Raw genomic sequence first — 18,079 nt, 5'->3', positions numbered from 1 at the left:
GCACTCCTTAAAGATAGGTCTAAGCCTATCGCTTAACTAATGAGTGTCCGTTTTAATTGGGGGCTATTACAGAAAATCAGACGCTGGTACTAGAGCAAAAATATTTTCGTCTGAGTCATAATTTAATTGAAACGTTGATCGATGCAATAAATGACAATAGCAGCGAATTTATTCGCAATAATGTGTCTAAATGTGCCTTGGCGTGGTTTGAAGCGAATTTTACCAAACGAGCGCAATCCTTGTTGGCAAAGCGCGTTTTGCCCGTCATTGGTCAAGCGCTGTTATTTTATGATGCGGTAACGGCCAGCGAATCTTTAGCACAAAGCTCAGGGGTAATTTGGGACGTTTCGCGTAAAGAAGAGTGGTTATTGAATTTCGAATTTTCACATTGTGTGATGCAAAATCGATTAAATCAATATTATGAAGATGATACTTATTGTTACTCGGTTTATCAGGATGAGGGCGATGGGCGTGTGTATGCGCAGCAATATCATCATGGTTTATTAGCCACAGATGCTAGTTTTGAACCTGGTAATCGCTCGTTAACGAGCGAATATCCTGCCATTCCGGTCGACTTTTATTCTGACATTAAAGTGGGAAAAAAAGATCATTGGATGACATATAGCACGTCGATTGAAGCACCACGCTACTCAGTCCCAATGGAGTCTCATACGAATACTTCTGGTAATGAGAATTCAGAAGGTTATACGGTGGATCGCTTCTTTAGTGAGCCTCTGCAAGATCTCAATGGTGAATGGCACAGCTTGCTGCAAAAAATGCAATACAAATCAGAGAGTGCAGAAAGGACAGATATTTACTATCCCGAAGCGCGTTATGATCTCTACGGCACTCCTTTGAGTATCATTTCTGAAAGACAAAGCTATGACCCTGTTACTGATACCTTTAGCCGTCAACTATTTAGCGAACCGGTTCAAGATAAGAATGAACATTGGATTGCCTTGCTAAACTACACCGAGACGCAGCACCCCAGTTATGACAGCTTTACTCGATATGCGCCAGCGCAAGATAATGATGGGGAGTGGAAAGCGCACACCCTGGAATACCAACATCGCTCATTTACGCAAAACAGTGAGCACCATGATGAGTATTTTCACCAGCTGCAGCAAAACCATGCTGGACAATGGGTGAGTCTGCTTCACCGATCTCGTGTGATTAATCAAAGGGGTGAAAATCTTCGAGAGAATTACGAACCCACTCAAGACAGTGATGGCAATTGGCATGCGCACCCGAAGGAGAAACGCACTCGCAGCATTCACAGTAGCGCCGAAACGGAATCACTCGAGCGTTATTACCCTCCAGAGCAAGATAACAAAGGTTACTATTCCAGCTCGTTAGAGGTAAAAACCTACTCGTCATCATCAAGTCGCAGTAAAACGCAATACAGCGCGCCAAAACAGATCTCAGCGGATCGGTTTGACTCGTATCCGATTTATAGCGAATCGTTTAATGGTGCTCGCGCGGTGATCACCCACTATTACCCAGCAGAAGTTGGCAGTAACGGCGAGGTTTACTCTTTGTGTGAAGAGGTGGTGGATTATTATGATTTTGATAATGGTGGCATTCGCACTCGCACCGATTGCGGTGCTCCGGTGGCGCGTGATGGTGGCTATGTGAATAGCCAAAGGGTGGTCACTTATTACTGTTTTCCTTATACCGGGCGAGTTTCTTCTCGAGCCACTTACCGCGCCGATGGCAGCTCAAACTCGAGTGAGCCTAACGATTGTGATTAATACTTTGGGTATAGAGTTCAAAAACAGACCCATAGGTAGTAACTGAAAAGGGTTAGTTATCTCAACAAAAAGACACTCAATTGTGTCGCGGCAACGTAGGATAAGGAAATGAAAGCGAAAGGGCGGGAGTGGGCGATATGAGTTTTCGACAGCTGATCACCGATGTGTTTACAAAAGACATCATTGTTATCATGGTAATCAATATTGTTTTGGCGATATTGGCCGATTTTCAGTCTCATATTGGCTTTGAAAACATAACCCAATCGTACTTTTTACTTCATCCCTTCATGTTCTTGCGACACTTTATTGAAGGTTTGCTCGCAGCCCTTGTGTTACCGTTTTTTGTGGTTGCTGTCTACTATGGCGTGTCGAGCGAGCGAAAAGTCAAAATCTTTCAATGGTTACTGGTGATATCTTGCGCCGCGTTAATTCTGTTTAATCTTATTGCGTTGAAGCGGCATGTGTTTTTGTCAGCGACGCCGTATGATTAGTGCGATAAAGTGTTTATGTCAAAGCCATGACGAAAGTCGTGGCTTTGTCGTCTTTGTCCGTTGATAATCAACAAATTCGATTGGTATCTCAAATCATGAGAGGTTTTGGGTGCGTCATCATCTGCGTGGATTTACATTAATTGAGATAGCCATCATTGCGATCATTCTTGGGATTATCGCGTTAAAGCTGTTGCCTAAGCTTGATAACGTGCAGCGCGATGCCCGCATTGCCACTCTTGAAGGAGCAAAAGGCGCTTTAGACAGCGCGTTCGATCTCTTCGCGACTAAAGTCAAGACCGAGCAAACACTAGCCCCTTGCACTCTGCCTTTTCAATCCGAGATGCGTTGTCTTACGGTGAATGGCGTTGAGATAGGCATCACCGCAGACGATCATCCGGCCATTTTGTCGACCGTGCAACATAATGGTATTACGCAATTATTGGCCATTACGTCAATCGACTTAAACGAAGCCGATCATAGAACCGAGAAATATCAAAACAAGCTCAACTATGAAGATGAAGCTGAGCACTTTCGCGCGCAAGCGTTTTGGATTCTGCCCCCCACCCAAGAGGGTTGGATCCATGCACGCGATTCACGTTGTAAATTGATCTATTTACCGTTAGGTAATCCTAACAACCATCAAGGAAAAAGCCATTTTGAGCTTATTACGGATGGGTGTTAGCTGTCGCATCGCACGTTAAGAGCAAGATAATTTAGGATATCAATTCCGTTGGCGCGGCATAAATTCGCGACTTAAATTGTTCAATAGCATTACGGAGCGTTGACTCATCGAGCGGCTTTGCCAAAATATAGTCAGCACCGGCGGCATTAAATTTATCGTGTACATCCTGAAATACATCGGCGGTGTAAGCGAAAATGAGGATCTGCTCGCCAAGTAAGCGCCGCACATGGTGGGTGGCTTCAATGCCATCCATTTCGGGCATATGATTGTCCATCAAAATAATGTCGTAATGCTTGCCGGAGTTCAGTTTGGCAAGTACCTCAACGCCATTAGTCACGATATCCACATCACAATGAAGATTTTCACAATAGCATTTAGCGACAAACGCATTCACCGCGTTGTCTTCGGCAATCAGGACTTGCAGCGGTTGGGGAGTCGTCGGTGGCTGATCAAAAAGAGCTGTTGCAGTCTGCTGAGGATGACTTTGATAACTGGTTATTGGCAACTCTAAGATAAATTCAGTCCCTTTGCCAAATTGGCTCTCAACCGCGATTGAGCCCTTCATCGCCTCGGTCAATTTTTCAACGATGGACAATCCAAGCCCAGTACCGCCGTATTCGCGAGTGGTCGACGTGTCTGCTTGTTCAAATGGCCGAAAAATCTGTGCCTTACTGGTTTCTTTAATGCCAATCCCAGTATCTTTCACGCTAAATTTTAGCAAACCGTCCGGTTTATTATGAGTTACGCTGATCATAATGTGTCCCTCATGAGTAAACTTGACCGCATTTCCGGCTAAATTCATGATCACTTGTCGAATTCGCGATGCATCACCGACAAACTGAGTGTTATCTTCAACACGATTTTCAATGAAGAAATCGATATTTTTTTCCTCAGCGAGAGGCGCCAACGTACTGTGCACGGGGTTAATAATTTGAGTGACAGAGAAGGGGGTGTTTTCAAGTGTCAGTTTATTTTCTTCCACTTTGGCAATATCAAGAATATCGTTAAGAATGGTGACTAAGTGCTGCCCAGATTCAATAATGGTTTGTGCATATCCTTTTGTTGAATTTTCTTTGGTTTGATTTTGAATAATTTTGGCCAATCCCAGAACGCCATTCATTGGCGTGCGTATTTCGTGACTCATAATCGAGAGGAAATTTCCTTTGGCTTTATTGGCTTTCTCTGCATTATCTCTAGCTTGTTCTAAATTCTTTTTATGTTCTTGCTCTTGCTGCTCTTTATCTGCAAGGTGAATCGACATTTGAATAAAATGGTCGGTCAGGATTTGAATTTCATCCCGCTGTTTTTTATTGTTCATCAATGGACTGTTATCGAGTGCGTTTTTTGTTTGTTTTGAGATGATCGATTTAATTTCATAGATCAAAAAACGCAATCGAGTATTGATGTTTCGATAAAAGAGTATAGTTGAAATTACCGAGACGAGAATGGCTAACGTTGTACCTATTCCAACCACCAAGTAAAGACTATGTTTCGAGTTTTTAGCGGAAACAATACGGTTTTTGATAAGCTTTTCTTCTTCAAAAATGAATCGATCCAATTCAGAATTGATTTTCTTTATTTTATTCTGATTTTCATTATGCTTTGAAATGAAATTTGAACTCGTACGATTATTTTGTATAGAAGAGGACGATAATACCGTACTTACCCAATAGGTATATATGTCATCAATGGATAAAAGTAATTGAACCTGACTCGGGTTATCATCCACTAGGTTGGTCAGTGCATTAAGTTTAGCGTTCCAATTTTGCGTCGCATTAATAAATTCATCTTTTATCCCCTTATCATTAAGGATCAATTGGCTGTTCATATAAGGTTCTATTTTTAGAATCATGTATTTTAATTCATGCGCTTTGCTTATCGCTTGGTGAGTATGATTCACCCAATGATCGTCATGAATGACAGATTTAATATGATTCAGTACCGATACATAGACACCCAGCATAAGAAAAACCGGGATAAGGCAATTGATAATGAGCTTTTTTTGTAAGGAAGATGAATGTAAGTTATTCATTCCACACTCCAACTAACTGTCTGAAAAATATGATTAAGCGGAAAATAATTTTTCAAACCTCGATGAACGACATAAGTGGTGAATAGCTAACTGACATTTGTTTTTTTATTTGTTAATTAAGCTAGTGCGTCAGAGTGCATATCGCAACGTATTGTCCCCGTAAATGACCAAAATGTCATCTAAATGTGATCTTGCGCGAATGAATTTGAAATCGATGCTCAGCCTTTAGTCATTGCTTTGCACGGTAATGAATCACGACGCACCGTTTGAGGGCATAATTGTGATAAAAATGTAATGGACAACGGTTAATTTATTGATTTAATTGATATTTTTTGTTTGGCATTTCAATTGCAGTCTCAACTGTTAGAACGAACCGCTTTGGTGTGAGTGAAATCAATTGTTGGGAGAGTGGGATGTCGCAGAAGTGTTTGAAAACCACATGTCCGTATTGTGGAGTAGGCTGTGGTGTGAGGGTTGATGGGCAAGGCATTGTTGGAGATGAAACGCATCCAGCAAACGAGGGGGCCTTGTGCGTCAAGGGAGTGGCACTTGCAGACAGCTTGGCCATGCCCTCACGCCTGCTCTACCCCAAATTGAATGGACAAGAGGTTTCGTGGCAACAAGCAACCTCCTTAATTGCACAAAAAATGGTGCAAGCTAAGCGTAGCGCCGGAGCCGATTCGGTCGCTATGTACGTTTCTGGTCAGCTTCTAACAGAAGACTATTATGTTGCGAATAAATTGATGAAAGGGTTTGTTGGCAGCGCCAATATCGATACCAACTCACGCCTGTGCATGTCTTCTGCGGTTGCGGCGCACATTCGCGCCTTTGGCGAAGATGTTGTACCTGTTAACTATGATGATATCGATGAAACGGATCTACTGGTCATTTGTGGTGCCAATACGGCCTGGACTCACCCAGTGCTGTTTCGCCGAATTCAACAAGCGCGTGAGCGCAATCCTCAACTGAAATTGGTGGTGATTGATCCGCGAAAAACCGTGACCGCGCAACAAGCGGATCTTCATTTGGCAATTGCTAACGATGGTGACGTCGCCCTCTTCAATGGACTATTGCGTCATTTGGTGCAGAAAAAACAGTTGGATCATGATTATATCGCAGCGCACACCGAAGGTTTTGATGCTTTGATGCAGCAGTTGAGTGATTTAACCCTGCCTTTGCCGGCGTTAGCGCGTGAATTGGGAGTGGCTGATGAGGCATTGCAGACCTTTTTTAATTGGTTTGGTCGCAGCGATAAAGCGATTACCTTATTTTGCCAAGGAGTCAATCAAGCGCCAAATGGCGTTGATAAAGGCAACGCGATTATTAATGCCCATTTAGCAAGTGGAAAAATTGGCCGAGCGGGCGCAGGGCCTTTTTCTATCACGGGACAACCCAATGCGATGGGGGGACGTGAAGTGGGTGGCCTTGCCAATCAATTGGCGGTGCATCGCGGCTTTGATGACGAATCGATTGATCGGGTGCAGCGGTTTTGGCAAGCCCCTGCCATTGCTACCAAACCAGGTTTGAAAGCGGTTGATCTTTTTGCTGCTGCAGAGCGCGGTGACATTGATGTTTTGTGGATAATGGCGACCAATCCAGTGGTCTCCATGCCAAACAACAGCCAAATTAAGCGCGCGTTGGCGCGTTGTCCCTTTGTGATTGTCTCTGATATTACTGGCGATTCCGATATCGCGCAGTACGCAGATTTAGTCTTGCCTGCCGCCGGTTGGGGTGAGAAGCAGGGTATGGTGACCAATTCAGAGCGTCGCCTCTCGCGTCAGCGCCGTTTTCAAACGCCACCGGGTGAAGCTAAGCCCGACTGGTGGGCCATTACTCAAGTGGGTCAGCAATTGTGTGAACTCGATTCTGTGGCAAATGGGTTTAACTTTGCCAGTGAAGTTGAGGTGTTTCGTGAGTATGCCGCCATGACTGCGATAAACAGTGATTCACCACTGTTGCTTGATTTATCGCAATACGCATCACTCAGCGCGCAAGAATATGACCAGTGGCAGCCGACGCAGTGGGGGGGAGAGCGCCCGTTTGCCGATGGGCGTTTTGCTCATGCCAGTGGCCGAGCTAAATTCATCTGTTGCGCGCCTAATTTTAACCATTCCCAAACTGTGGTCTCGTCGAATGATGAAAGTCACAGCGCGGCACCTTTGTGGTGGCTCAATACCGGTCGCCAGCGCGACCAGTGGCATACCATGACGCGCACTGGGCACATCACGCAATTGGCCGCAGGTGAAGTCGAACCCACCGTGTATATGAACAGCTTAGCCGCCTCTGAAGCCGGCCTTAAAGCGGGGCAATTAGTGGCATTGAACGTACCTCAGCACCGTTTGTCCGATAACGTTAACGATGCCACGTTCAGCCCTTCACAAGCTCAGGGTTCAAGTGTTTTGGCTAAGGTGGCTTTTGACGATGGGCTTGGTCAGCGGCATCTTTTCATGTCGATGCATTGGGCTGGCGTGTATGGCGGTGAAAGCCAAGTCAATGCGGTGGTTGCTGCAACCGTTGACCCAATTTCAGGCCAGCCTGCGTTTAAATCATCTTATGTTACCGTAAGCCCAGCTCCTGTGGTGGCGTATGGACTGTATGTCGGATCTCAATTTGATCCAAGCGCCTTTTTTTACCATACCCAGCAAAGTGAAACCGGTATGGCAGTGTGGCGTTTTGCTTCTCATCAACCGATCACACGGCAAAGTTTTACTCTCACACCGCATACTCAACGATTGACGCTTGCTACGTCAACGGGGTGGCTCGCTGTGGATTATGAAACCAAAGGATCGCAACGTGTCATTCGCGCGCTTATGGTGGTGAGTGAACAGCCTACGCGCTGTGACTATACAACGTTGGTGAAATGGATTGGTCAGCCTTTAGATATCAATCCACTATTAGCCGCCACCCAAAACCAAACTCAAGCCAAATTGGTTTGCAGCTGTTTTCGTATCACTGACAAACAAATTATCGATGCCGTCGAAAAACACGATTGTCGCTCAGTGGCCCAAGTGCAAAATCGCTTAAAATGTGGCACCAACTGCGGCTCATGTTTATCGCAAATTCATCAAATGGTGGAAGAGCAAGTGGCTTCATCTGCGCTCACTACCTCAGCCAAAGAAGGATAAGATCATGGACGTTACTTATCGACAACTCTTTGCTAAGCAAGGCGTTATGGATGAATCAAAAGAGTCTCACTCAGCCAATGCAACAGCGCTATTTGATACGGATGCACGTATGAGCGAGCAGGCGTGGTTTGATAATATCTGGCCTCAATCTGAGGCGCAGAACACGGCGAAACCAACGGCTTTTTCTCAGGTGAAAAATGACGTGAGTCACCGCCGGTCACAGTTCTCAGCGCACTTAGCGCAAGTTGAAAAAGTCGGCGCTTTGGGGCGTGTCGAAGGCGATAACAGGGAAAAAAGATCGCCCGGCGGCGAGGCCTTTGATGGGCGTTTTGGCTCGGATCGTACGGGGTTCGTTTCGATCGTTGGCGCCGGGCCACATGATCCTGAGTTACTGACGATGAAAGCGGTGAAAGCGATCATGCAAGCGGATGTGCTGCTGTACGATCGTTTAGTCAATCGCGAGATCTTAACCCTCTCCCCAGATCAGTGCGAATGGGTCTATGTGGGAAAACGTTGTGGTGAAGTCAGCATTGGCCAGCAAGAGATTGGGGATCTTTTGGTCAGCTTGGCTCAGCAAGGCAAGCGCGTGGTGCGCTTGAAAGGGGGCGATCCTTTTGTCTTTGGGCGTGGTGGTGAAGAGGCGCTCGCTTTGGTAGAGGCGGGTCTGCGTTATGAGGTGATTCCAGGGATCACAGCCGCAATTGGCTGCGCCGCAAGCAGCGCCATCCCTCTGACGCATCGCGGTTTATCGCGCAGTGTTACCTTTGTCACCGGTCAAGTGGTGACAGGAGCGTTTGACGCTTGGAGCCAGTTGATGCAAAGCGGGCAGACTCTGGTCTTTTATATGGGACTTGAAAAAGCACACAGCATTCAAGAAGGATTGATAAACGCCGGGTTAGCGCAGGATTTTCCGGTCGCCATCATTACTCACGGCTGCAGCGCGCAGCAGCAAGTGCATGTGACAACATTGGATCAGTTGATGACACTTGCCACTCGGTTAAAAGGAATAAGCCCGGCACTGATGATCATGGGGGAAGTGGTACGGTTACGCGATCAGTTGTGTCGAGTCCATGAAATGGCAATGGAGCAGAAGGATTGCGTATGAGTACAATTATTTCGTGTATTAAAACCGTGGGTCGTGGTGAGCGCGGCCGTCAATCACTCAGTTTTGAACAAGCGTATCAAGTGATGACCGAATATTTGGCCGGTGACATCGACGACGATCAAATGGCGATGTTGATGATGCTGATTCGAGTCAATAACGAAACGCCCCAAGAAATTGCAGGGTTTGTTAAAGCATTTCAGCAACAAGTCACGCCATTAGACGCGGAAATTGATTGGCCTTGTTACGCGGGCAAACGTCCACAAGCAGGTGAGCCTTGGCACGTGTTAGCGGCAAAAATTTTGGCGGATAATGGGCATAAGGTGCTACTGCACGGTTACCACAACCCGCAATCAGATCGGATTCACGCTGAGAATGTGCTGGTTAAACTGGGTATTGCTCAAGCGCACACTCTTTGTGATGCGCAACGTTTATTAGACAAATACCACATTGCCTATTTGCCATTAGAGGTATTTGCGCCGCAGGCAAAAACCATGCTGGGTTGGCAGCAGCGTTATGGTTTGCGCACCCCAATCAATACTGTGGTGCGGGCGTTAAATCCCGCGCGTGCATTGACGGGCGTGCGTGGCAGTTTTCACCCCGGTTTTCAGCAGCTGCATGCGGAGGTTGAACATTGGGTAGGGCAAACGCAACACGCGGTGGTCTCTTTTAAAGGTCAATCAGGCGAGAGTGAATACAATCCTAAAGTGAGTCAAACGGTTTGGGTCAGTCAAGACTCGGGCGTCACTTCCCATTATTGGCAAGAATTGCAATTGGATGATCTACCCGTTCCCGGGCGCTGCCCGCTTGATACCGCACCAAGCGTGATACAGCAAATGGCGAATACGGTGATTGAAACCATGAGTGTGGCGTTATTTGCGCAATTGCAAGATCGCACTGCGGCAAGAGCAAAAGCACTGAGTTACTGGCAAACGTACTGTGATGACCGAGAAATCCACGTACGGCCGCACGCACCACTTCATCCGAGTAGGCGTTCGCATTTATGCGCGAGTGCATTTCGTCATTAACGCTTTATACCCAAGTAACCTCAAGATGCATGGTTCAGCGAGAATGACTTGGTTTGTCAGTGAGGCGAGGATTTGAAGATTGAGTGGTTCTCAATCGAAAATCGTCAACAAAGCTGATGAGCCAAGGCAGCTCGCCCCTTGGGAGCCAATCACTGAACCGCTTTTTGTTGTAACGAAAGTGCGTTAAACAACTTGAAAATAGGCTCGCTATTTCGCTGCGTTGTTTGCCTTGCTCTCAGCTCAGTGAGCCGGCTCTGAATCCAGCATCTTGAGGTCACTTGGGTATATTGAGTGAGAGCTGAGACTCTCACTCACCTCATTCAAAATGCCTTGGCACAGATCTTGTTTGATCTAGATCAAACGACGTTAATTCCAAGGTGTTCGTATGACAGTTTCCTCTCAATCCGCTTCATTTTTATCTCAGACAACCGCGCAAACGCCAATCATCGTTTGCTGCGATACACTGGCAGAACAAGCTCGTTTATCCGGCTTATTAAGCCAAGGCTGCGACAATATTGTCGGCTGCCGTTTGTCTCAATTTGAGCGCCTTCTTGAGCGAGAGTCGAACGCCTCTGTGGTTGTCAGTTGGCAACAGCCCTGCGCGGAACTGCGGCTCATCATTGAATTTTGTCGACAAAAATCCGTTCCTTTACTGCTGGTGTTAAAACAGCTTTCATCTAATGATATCAATCGCTTGTGTGAAAAAATGGATTACGTCATTTTGCCCGCTGACAGCGATTTTGATTTGCTACCTTGGCTTGACAATGCAAAGCGTCTGCGCGCCAGCTTCATGGCAATGGAGCACGAAATTGCGCAATTAACCGACAAAATTGAAGAGCGTAAAGTGGTGGAAAAAGCCAAGGGTTTACTGGTTAAGATTCATCAAGTCAGTGAAGAAGAGGCTTATCACGCTTTGCGTAAATCGGCGATGCAATCGAGCCAGTCATTAGCGCAAGTGGCGCAAAATGTGATCACGACGTGTGAGGTATTGGTTTAACGCCAAGCCACCGATTTGGTGCGTGTTGCACTAACAAGTCGCAATGATGAGTCAGATAATGGAATATAAGAGGCGAATTACGAGTGTTTTTATTGTAAGTGGCTGATTTTTATCGATTTGATTAAGTTGGCACACGCATTGCAATATTTAAAGTGAGTCACCATGAGTTGTTTACATTCTCTTGTGGTTGCTTGGTTAGTGGAATTTTCATACATGGCTTAGTGACATGACCAACGAGGGTTATGACATTATCAGCAACGGCGCTGCTTCTCCTTTTGGAGTTGTAGCGCTTTTTTTATGGGAGTAAACCAATGAATTGGAATTGGATGCGAACCCTTTCAGTGGTGTCGTTAGTTGCGTTAGCCACGGGCAGTGCCCGTGCCGAGCTGGGTGAGCCAGAGATTGAAGATCTGAAGTTTGGCTTTATTAAGTTAACCGATATGGCGCCGCTTGCGGTCGCTTACGAGAAAGGATTTTTTGAAGATGAGGGGCTGTACGTCACCTTAGAAGCACAAGCAAACTGGAAAGTGTTGCTTGACCGCGTGATTGATGGTGAGCTCGATGGCGCGCACATGCTTTCAGGCCAACCTTTGGGGGCAACCATCGGAATTGGCACGCAAGCAGAGGTGATCACCGCGTTTAGCATGGATTTGAACGGCAACGCTATCACTGTCTCAAACGATACTTGGGAGCAGATGAAGCCACACATTCCTAAGCAAGCTGACGGTAAACCGGTTCACCCAATTAAAGCCGATGCGCTAAAACCCGTGGTGGAAGGGTATTTGGATCAAGGTAAACCATTCAACATGGGAATGGTGTTTCCCGTTTCCACTCACAATTATGAATTGCGCTACTGGCTGGCGGCTGGTGGCATTCACCCCGGCTATTACGCGCCAGAGTCAGGCGATAACAGCGGTCAAATTAACGCCGATGTATTACTGAGCGTGACACCACCGCCACAAATGCCAGCGACAATGGAAGCTGGAACCATTAAAGGTTACTGCGTCGGTGAACCGTGGAATCAACAAGCGGTATTCAAAGGCATTGGTGCGCCGGTTGTGACTGATTATGAGATTTGGAAAAACAACCCAGAAAAAGTGTTTGGCGTGTCAAAAACGTGGGCTGAAAAGTACCCCAATACCCACATTCGCGTCGTCAAAGCGCTGATCCGTGCCGCACACTGGTTGGATGAAAACAACAACGCAAACCGTATGGAAGCGGTGAAGCTGCTATCAAAAAGTGAGTATGTTGGCGCCGATGCGGAAGTGATTGCGAACTCAATGACGGGAACCTTTGAGTACGAAAAAGGCGACAAACGTGACGTGCCCGATTTCAATGTCTTTTTTCGTCACAACGCCACGTACCCTTACTACAGCGATGCTATTTGGTACTTAACTCAAATGCGCCGTTGGGGCCAGATTGCAGCGCCACAAACCGACGATTGGTATATGAATATCGCCAAAGAAGTGTATCGACCTGATATCTATCAACAAGCGGCGGAAGCGCTGATTGAGGATGGTCTCTTTGAAGCCAAGCAGTTCCCTGACTTTGCCGAAGAAGATGGTTTCCGCGCGCCGCAAACGCACTTTATCGACAACATCGTGTATGACGGTCGTGAGCCGAATAAATACCTCGAGAAGTTCAATATCGGTTTGAAGGGCGACGATAAGGTGTAAGCAAGCCATATCAGCCCGTAAATAATAATAACCCCTTTCTACTTGACGTTGCAGCTGTGTTGCCTGGCACTCACAAACTTCACCACATAGTGTATCTATGTTCATGAAGTGCTCAGAGGCGTTGTTCGTTTGTCACCGAGCTGCATCACCAAGTCGTTTAGGCATGGCTCTTGGCGCGTTAGCACCAATGAGCAGGTATAAGCCTTTGGCGGCGATGCGTCGCCATAAGGCATTCCACGAACCCAAGCCCTTCAATTCGAATGGGTAACGTTGTGGGACGCAATGTCACACCAAGGAGTGCGTATGCGTAGTAATGTCATTTCTCTTTTTCCTGCAAAGCAGGTGGTAAACCGAAGTCGGCTGGTGCTGTTACCGCTCATCGGCTTGGTGATTTTTTTAAGCATTTGGCATCTTGCCGCCAAAGAGGTCAACACCTCACTCGGCGCATTGCCAGGTCCTTCTCAGACATTTGAGCAATTAACCAATTTGGTGAAAGACCATTGGCAAGAGCGTGAAAAAGAGCAAGCGTTTATTGAGCGTCAAGAGAAACGCAATGCGGCCAAGCTGGCTAAAAACCCTGACGCAAAAGTTAAAATTCGCCCTTACACCGGCAAGCCGACCTTTTTTGACCAAATCGGCACCAGCCTTATTACCGTGGCGGCGGGGTTTCTTCTCGCCACTGTTATTGCGATACCGCTTGGCATTGTGCTTGGTCTCAATCAAGGTTTGTATCAAGCCTTTAACCCGATCATTCAACTGTTAAAACCGGTTTCGCCTTTGGCATGGTTACCGATTGTCACCATGGTGGTGAGTGCCACTTACATCAGTGATGATCCTTTGTTTGCCAAATCGTTTATTAACTCGCTCATTACGGTTGCGCTGTGCAGCTTGTGGCCGACGCTCATCAATACTGCGGTTGGCGTGACCAGCGTAGATAAGGATCTGATTAATGTGAGTAAAGTATTGCAGCTTTCATGGTGGCAGCACATTCGTACTATCGTACTGCCCTCTGCGATCCCAATGATCTTTACCGGATTACGTCTGTCACTTGGCATCGCTTGGATGGTGCTCATCGCCGCAGAGATGCTGGCGCAAAACCCAGGTTTGGGTAAGTTCGTTTGGGATGAATTCCAAAACGGCAGCTCGGCCTCATTGGGTCGCATTATGGTGGCCGTGATCGCGATAGGCTTTATCGGCTTAATGCTGGATAAAGGAATGCTGCAACTGCAAAAGTGGTTGTCGTGGAATAAACAGCAAGCGCTGCGCTAGAGGGACACACTCATGGAAAAACCATTATTAGATTTGACCCGTTTGGGCATGCGCTTTCCCACCAATGATGGCGAGTTTATTGCGCTGAAAAATGTCGATTTGCAAATTCAACAAGGGGAGTTCATCTCTTTGATTGGTCACTCAGGTTGTGGTAAGTCGACGGTATTAAACCTTGTGGCTGGCTTGTATTTACCGACCGATGGCGGCGTGATTGTCGACGGTCGAGAGGTGTCAGGCCCAGGTCCAGATCGCGCCGTGGTGTTTCAAAATCACTCTTTGCTGCCTTGGCTGAGTGTCTACCAAAATGTCGAGCTAGCAGTGAAACAGATCGCCGGTAAGCAAGACAAAGCGTGGATCAAAGAGCAGGTAATGCACTACCTCGATTTAATTCAGATGACCCACGCCGCAGATAAAAAGCCTGATGAAATTTCAGGCGGTATGAAACAGCGCGTTGGTATTGCTCGCGCTTTAGCGCTGCAACCCAAAGTGTTACTGATGGATGAACCCTTTGGTGCGCTTGATGCGCTAACACGCGCTCATCTGCAAGACGCGTTGATGGCGATTCAAGCCGAGCTCAATAACACCGTTATTATGATCACTCATGATGTGGACGAAGCGGTACTGCTGTCAGATAAAATTGTCATGATGACCAACGGGCCGGCGGCAACCATAGGTGAAGTGCTTGAGATTGACTTACCGCGCCCTCGGGAGCGTGTGGCGATGGCGAATCATCCTCAATATCAACACTATCGCCAATCGGTATTGAAATTCCTCTATGAAAAGCAGTCAAAATCGGCAGTGACAAAACCCGAGGTGAAGCACGCAGCCACCGAGGCGTCAGCGAAGGCTCAGGATGAGCCGGCGGCGAAGGCAGACAAACCCGCCGCGCGTCAAGCATAAGGAGATCATCATGAATCATATAGTTATTGTCGGTAACGGCATGGTGGGTCATCACCTTGTTGAGCAATTAGTGCAAAAGCAGGCGCACCTGGAGCATCGCATCACGGTGATTGGCGCGGAACGTTTTATCGCCTATGACCGAGTGCAGCTTTCGTCGCTGTTTGGCGGGAAATCTCATGACGACCTGATGCTCAGCAGCCAGCAATGGTACGAGATGCACGGTATTCAATTGGTCCTCGGTAGCCAAGTGACAGGCATTGATCGCGAGCAGCAACGCATTTTGCTCGATGACGAAGATGTGATTGGGTACGATCAACTGGTATTGGCAACGGGCTCATATCCTTTTGTGCCGCCGATCCCCGGCTACGACCGTGAGGATGTGTATGTTTATCGCACTTTGGATGATCTTTCGCAGATCAAAAACGCGTGCCAAGGCGTCAAACGCGGCGCGGTCATTGGTGGTGGTTTATTAGGTTTGGAAGCGGCCAACGCGCTTAAGTTGCTGGGGCTTGAAACCCATGTGATTGAGTTTGCGCCACGGTTAATGCCAGTGCAGTTGGACGATGGGGCGGGCGCGCTGCTGCGCGAGAAGATTGAAGATCTCGGTTTGACCGTTCATACCGCGACGGCCACCGAACGGATTTGTGATGGAGAAACGGCGCGTCATCGCATGGTGTTTAAAGACGCAGAGCCGTTGGAAGTCGACGTGATCGTGTTTTCTGCTGGCATTCGCCCGCAAGATCATCTCGCGCGTTTGGCGCAACTTGAAGTGGGTGAGCGCGGCGGTATTGTGGTCAATGATCACTGCCAAACCAGCGATGAGCGTATTTTTGCCATTGGTGAGTGTGCCCTGTGGCAGCAGCAGATTTTTGGTCTGGTTGCGCCGGGGTATGCCATGGCTCGAGTGGTGGCCGATAAACTGACTCAGCGCCAAAACAGCGGTTTTCATGGTGCCGATATGAGCACCAAGTTAAAACTGCTTGGTGTTGATGTGGCGTCGATTGGTGATGCGCAAATGCGTACCGAAGGCGCGCAAGAGATGGTGCTGCAAGATGCCGTCGCAGGTCTTTACAAAAAATTAGTGATTGACGCTTCGGGCACTCGTCTGCTCGGCGCGATTTTGGTCGGTGATACAACCGATTATGAAGCGCTGCTACAAGCGTATCTCAATCAAACTGAGCTGCCTGATCACCCCGCCAATTTGCTGTTTGATACTGGCGCGCTTGATGGTGACATGCCGGATAATGCGATCATCTGTTCTTGTCACAATGTGACCAAAGCGGATCTGGTGGCTGAGATTCAGGCGGGCACCACCGAGCTTGGCGATCTCAAAGCCAAAACCAAAGCCGGTACTGGCTGTGGCGGATGCAGCAATATGGTGAAATCAGTCTTAGATGCCGAGCTGGTGGCGATGGGCGTTGAAGTGAATAACGACTTATGTGCTCACTTTGCGCTGAGTCGTCAGGAGCTGTTTCACATTTGTCAGGTCGAGCAAATCAAAGATTTTGATACCTTACTTGAGCGCCATGGCAGCGGCCAAGGGTGTGACATTTGTAAGCCTACCGCGGCGTCGGTGTTTGCTTCATTATGGAATGAGCACATCATGGAGCCACAGCATCAATCGCTGCAAGACTCGAACGATGCCTTTATGGCGAACTTACAAAAAGATGGCTCCTACTCTGTCGTGCCTCGCGTTCCCGGTGGCGAGATAACGCCGGACAAATTGATTGTGCTGGGCGAAGTGGCGCAGCAATACGATCTGTACACCAAAATTACTGGGGGTCAGCGGGTTGATTTGTTTGGTGCCAAACTCGAACAGTTGCCAGATATCTGGAAAACCTTGATTGACGCCGGGTTTGAGACCGGGCATGCCTATGGTAAGTCATTGCGAACCGTAAAATCGTGTGTTGGCTCAACGTGGTGTCGATATGGCGTTGATGATTCGGTCGGCCTCGCGATTGAACTGGAAAATCGCTACAAAGGGCTGCGCGCGCCGCACAAAATTAAGTTTGCTGTCTCAGGATGTACTCGCGAATGCGCCGAAGCCCAAAGTAAAGACATTGGAGTTATTGCGACTGAAAACGGTTGGAATCTGTACATCTGTGGTAACGGAGGAATGCGTCCACGCCATGCGGATCTGTTTGCCTCTGATCTCACCAAAGAGGCGTTGGTGACCATGATAGATCGCGTGCTGATGTTTTATGTTCGCACCGCAGATCGATTACAACGTACTTCGGTATGGATGGAGAATCTTGACGGCGGGATTGAGTATCTTAAAGAGGTAGTACAACAAGACTCGCTTAATCTGTGTCAGTCACTCGATGAGCAGATGGCGCATGTCGTCGAAACTTATCAGTGCGAATGGCGCAGTACGCTGGCGAACCCACAAAAACTTCAGCGTTTTCGTCCTTATCTCAACAGTCAGGCCAGCAGTAAAGCGCTGCCATACCAGCGCGTTCGCGGCCAGCGCATTCCAGTGAAGCAGGAGGGATAAATGGAACAGATGACTCAAACGGCGCTGTGCCGACTCGATGAATTGATGCCTAATATCGGCTCTATCGTTCTTATTGAGGGTGAGCAGGTGGCGCTATTTTTCGTCCCAGATCATGGTGTCTATGCGGTGCAAGATTGGGATCCGATTGGTCAAGCTTATGTCATGAGTCGTGGGATTGTTGGCGACATTGATGGAGAGCTCTGCATTGCATCGCCGTTATACAAGCAGCATTTCAGCTTGATAACGGGGCAGTGCTTTGAAAATGATCAAGTGTGTTTAAAGGTGTGGCCTGTTGGTGTTAATGAGGATGGTCGTGTTTGCTTATACTCGTCCTACTTGAAGTTTCAGCGGTGTTGACGGGCACTCACAAACCTCATCACATAGTTTATCTATGCTCAGAGGCTTTGTTCGCTGGTCGCCTACCTGCATCTTCAAGTTGTTTGAGTATAGATCTGAATTAGTACAGCTTAGACAAATATTAGATCACACATATTGATACACCGACGTATCGTTTTCGCTAAAGCCCTGCAGT

13 protein-coding genes are annotated in these 18,079 nt (G+C 47.5%); 12 read left to right on the top strand and 1 reads right to left on the bottom strand.

Annotated elements, in window-relative coordinates; translation table 11 throughout:
* Positions 1–56: 56 nt before the first annotated feature.
* The 3 genes from HGP28_RS17845 to HGP28_RS17835 all read left to right on the top strand — a co-directional run bounded on the left by HGP28_RS17845 (position 57) and on the right by HGP28_RS17835 (position 2,924).
* Entirely contained in the window at positions 57–1,751 is a 1,695-nt protein-coding gene (locus tag HGP28_RS17845; protein ID WP_168837814.1) for a hypothetical protein, read from the top strand.
* A 137-nt stretch (positions 1,752–1,888) separates the two neighbouring features.
* A complete protein-coding gene (locus HGP28_RS17840; RefSeq protein ID WP_168837813.1) occupies positions 1,889–2,242 on the top strand; it encodes a hypothetical protein in 354 nt (117 codons plus the stop codon).
* Between the two features lie 109 nt (positions 2,243–2,351).
* Complete coding sequence (locus HGP28_RS17835) at positions 2,352–2,924, top strand: hypothetical protein (RefSeq protein WP_168837812.1); 573 nt, start codon at positions 2,352–2,354, stop codon at positions 2,922–2,924.
* A 31-nt stretch (positions 2,925–2,955) separates the two neighbouring features.
* Here the strand turns inward: HGP28_RS17835 and HGP28_RS17830 are convergent, their stop codons facing one another.
* Positions 2,956–4,956 carry an ATP-binding protein gene (locus HGP28_RS17830; RefSeq protein WP_168837811.1) on the bottom strand — a complete coding sequence of 667 codons (2,001 nt, stop codon included), beginning with the start codon at positions 4,954–4,956 and terminating at the stop codon, positions 2,956–2,958.
* 413 nt (positions 4,957–5,369) lie between these two features.
* On the opposite strand from HGP28_RS17830, the gene HGP28_RS17825 reads away from it, so the two are divergent.
* The 9 genes from HGP28_RS17825 to nirD all read left to right on the top strand — a co-directional run bounded on the left by HGP28_RS17825 (position 5,370) and on the right by nirD (position 17,904).
* Positions 5,370–8,081, top strand: a complete 2,712-nt coding sequence (locus HGP28_RS17825; RefSeq protein WP_168837810.1) for a nitrate reductase — start codon at positions 5,370–5,372, stop codon at positions 8,079–8,081.
* 4 nt (positions 8,082–8,085) lie between these two features.
* On the top strand, positions 8,086–9,186 hold the full coding sequence (cobA, locus tag HGP28_RS17820) for a uroporphyrinogen-III C-methyltransferase (protein ID WP_246225777.1): 1,101 nt from the start codon (positions 8,086–8,088) through the stop codon (positions 9,184–9,186).
* Positions 9,183–10,211: a glycosyl transferase family protein gene (locus tag HGP28_RS17815; RefSeq protein WP_168837809.1), complete on the top strand. Its 1,029-nt coding sequence runs from the start codon at positions 9,183–9,185 to the stop codon at positions 10,209–10,211. Before cobA ends, HGP28_RS17815 begins: the two co-directional genes overlap by 4 nt.
* A gap of 385 nt (positions 10,212–10,596) precedes the next feature.
* Entirely contained in the window at positions 10,597–11,208 is a 612-nt protein-coding gene (locus HGP28_RS17810; protein ID WP_168837808.1) for an ANTAR domain-containing response regulator, read from the top strand.
* A 326-nt stretch (positions 11,209–11,534) separates the two neighbouring features.
* Positions 11,535–12,884, top strand: coding sequence for a CmpA/NrtA family ABC transporter substrate-binding protein (locus tag HGP28_RS17805; protein WP_439333869.1), 1,350 nt, complete (start codon positions 11,535–11,537; stop codon positions 12,882–12,884).
* Between the two features lie 303 nt (positions 12,885–13,187).
* Positions 13,188–14,153 (top strand): ABC transporter permease, encoded by a 966-nt coding sequence (locus HGP28_RS17800; protein WP_168837806.1) that lies wholly within the window; start codon positions 13,188–13,190, stop codon positions 14,151–14,153.
* A gap of 12 nt (positions 14,154–14,165) precedes the next feature.
* Positions 14,166–15,053 carry an ABC transporter ATP-binding protein gene (locus tag HGP28_RS17795; protein ID WP_168837805.1) on the top strand — a complete coding sequence of 296 codons (888 nt, stop codon included), beginning with the start codon at positions 14,166–14,168 and terminating at the stop codon, positions 15,051–15,053.
* A 10-nt stretch (positions 15,054–15,063) separates the two neighbouring features.
* Entirely contained in the window at positions 15,064–17,547 is a 2,484-nt protein-coding gene (gene nirB, locus HGP28_RS17790) for a nitrite reductase large subunit NirB (RefSeq protein WP_168837804.1), read from the top strand.
* The gene (gene nirD, locus HGP28_RS17785; RefSeq protein ID WP_168837803.1) at positions 17,548–17,904 is read left to right on the top strand and encodes a nitrite reductase small subunit NirD; all 357 of its coding nucleotides are present in this window, start codon (positions 17,548–17,550) and stop codon (positions 17,902–17,904) included.
* Positions 17,905–18,079 lie beyond the last annotated feature (175 nt).

Source organism: Vibrio agarilyticus (assembly GCF_012641465.1).
GTDB lineage: Bacteria > Pseudomonadota > Gammaproteobacteria > Enterobacterales > Vibrionaceae > Vibrio > Vibrio agarilyticus.
This window is presented reverse-complemented; position numbering and strand designations above follow the sequence as displayed.

Bases quoted from the DNA above. Each gene is read 5' to 3' on its own strand.
- HGP28_RS17840 (WP_168837813.1), top strand. From the start codon at position 1,889: ATGAGTTTTCGACAGCTGATCACCGATGTGTTTACAAAAGACATCATT.
- HGP28_RS17830 (WP_168837811.1), bottom strand. From the start codon at position 4,956: ATGAATAACTTACATTCATCTTCCTTACAAAAAAAGCTCATTATCAAT.
- HGP28_RS17825 (WP_168837810.1), top strand. From the start codon at position 5,370: ATGTCGCAGAAGTGTTTGAAAACCACATGTCCGTATTGTGGAGTAGGC.
- cobA (WP_246225777.1), top strand. From the start codon at position 8,086: ATGGACGTTACTTATCGACAACTCTTTGCTAAGCAAGGCGTTATGGAT.
- HGP28_RS17815 (WP_168837809.1), top strand. From the start codon at position 9,183: ATGAGTACAATTATTTCGTGTATTAAAACCGTGGGTCGTGGTGAGCGC.
- HGP28_RS17810 (WP_168837808.1), top strand. From the start codon at position 10,597: ATGACAGTTTCCTCTCAATCCGCTTCATTTTTATCTCAGACAACCGCG.
- HGP28_RS17805 (WP_439333869.1), top strand. From the start codon at position 11,535: ATGCGAACCCTTTCAGTGGTGTCGTTAGTTGCGTTAGCCACGGGCAGT.
- HGP28_RS17800 (WP_168837806.1), top strand. From the start codon at position 13,188: ATGCGTAGTAATGTCATTTCTCTTTTTCCTGCAAAGCAGGTGGTAAAC.
- HGP28_RS17795 (WP_168837805.1), top strand. From the start codon at position 14,166: ATGGAAAAACCATTATTAGATTTGACCCGTTTGGGCATGCGCTTTCCC.
- nirB (WP_168837804.1), top strand. From the start codon at position 15,064: ATGAATCATATAGTTATTGTCGGTAACGGCATGGTGGGTCATCACCTT.
- nirD (WP_168837803.1), top strand. From the start codon at position 17,548: ATGGAACAGATGACTCAAACGGCGCTGTGCCGACTCGATGAATTGATG.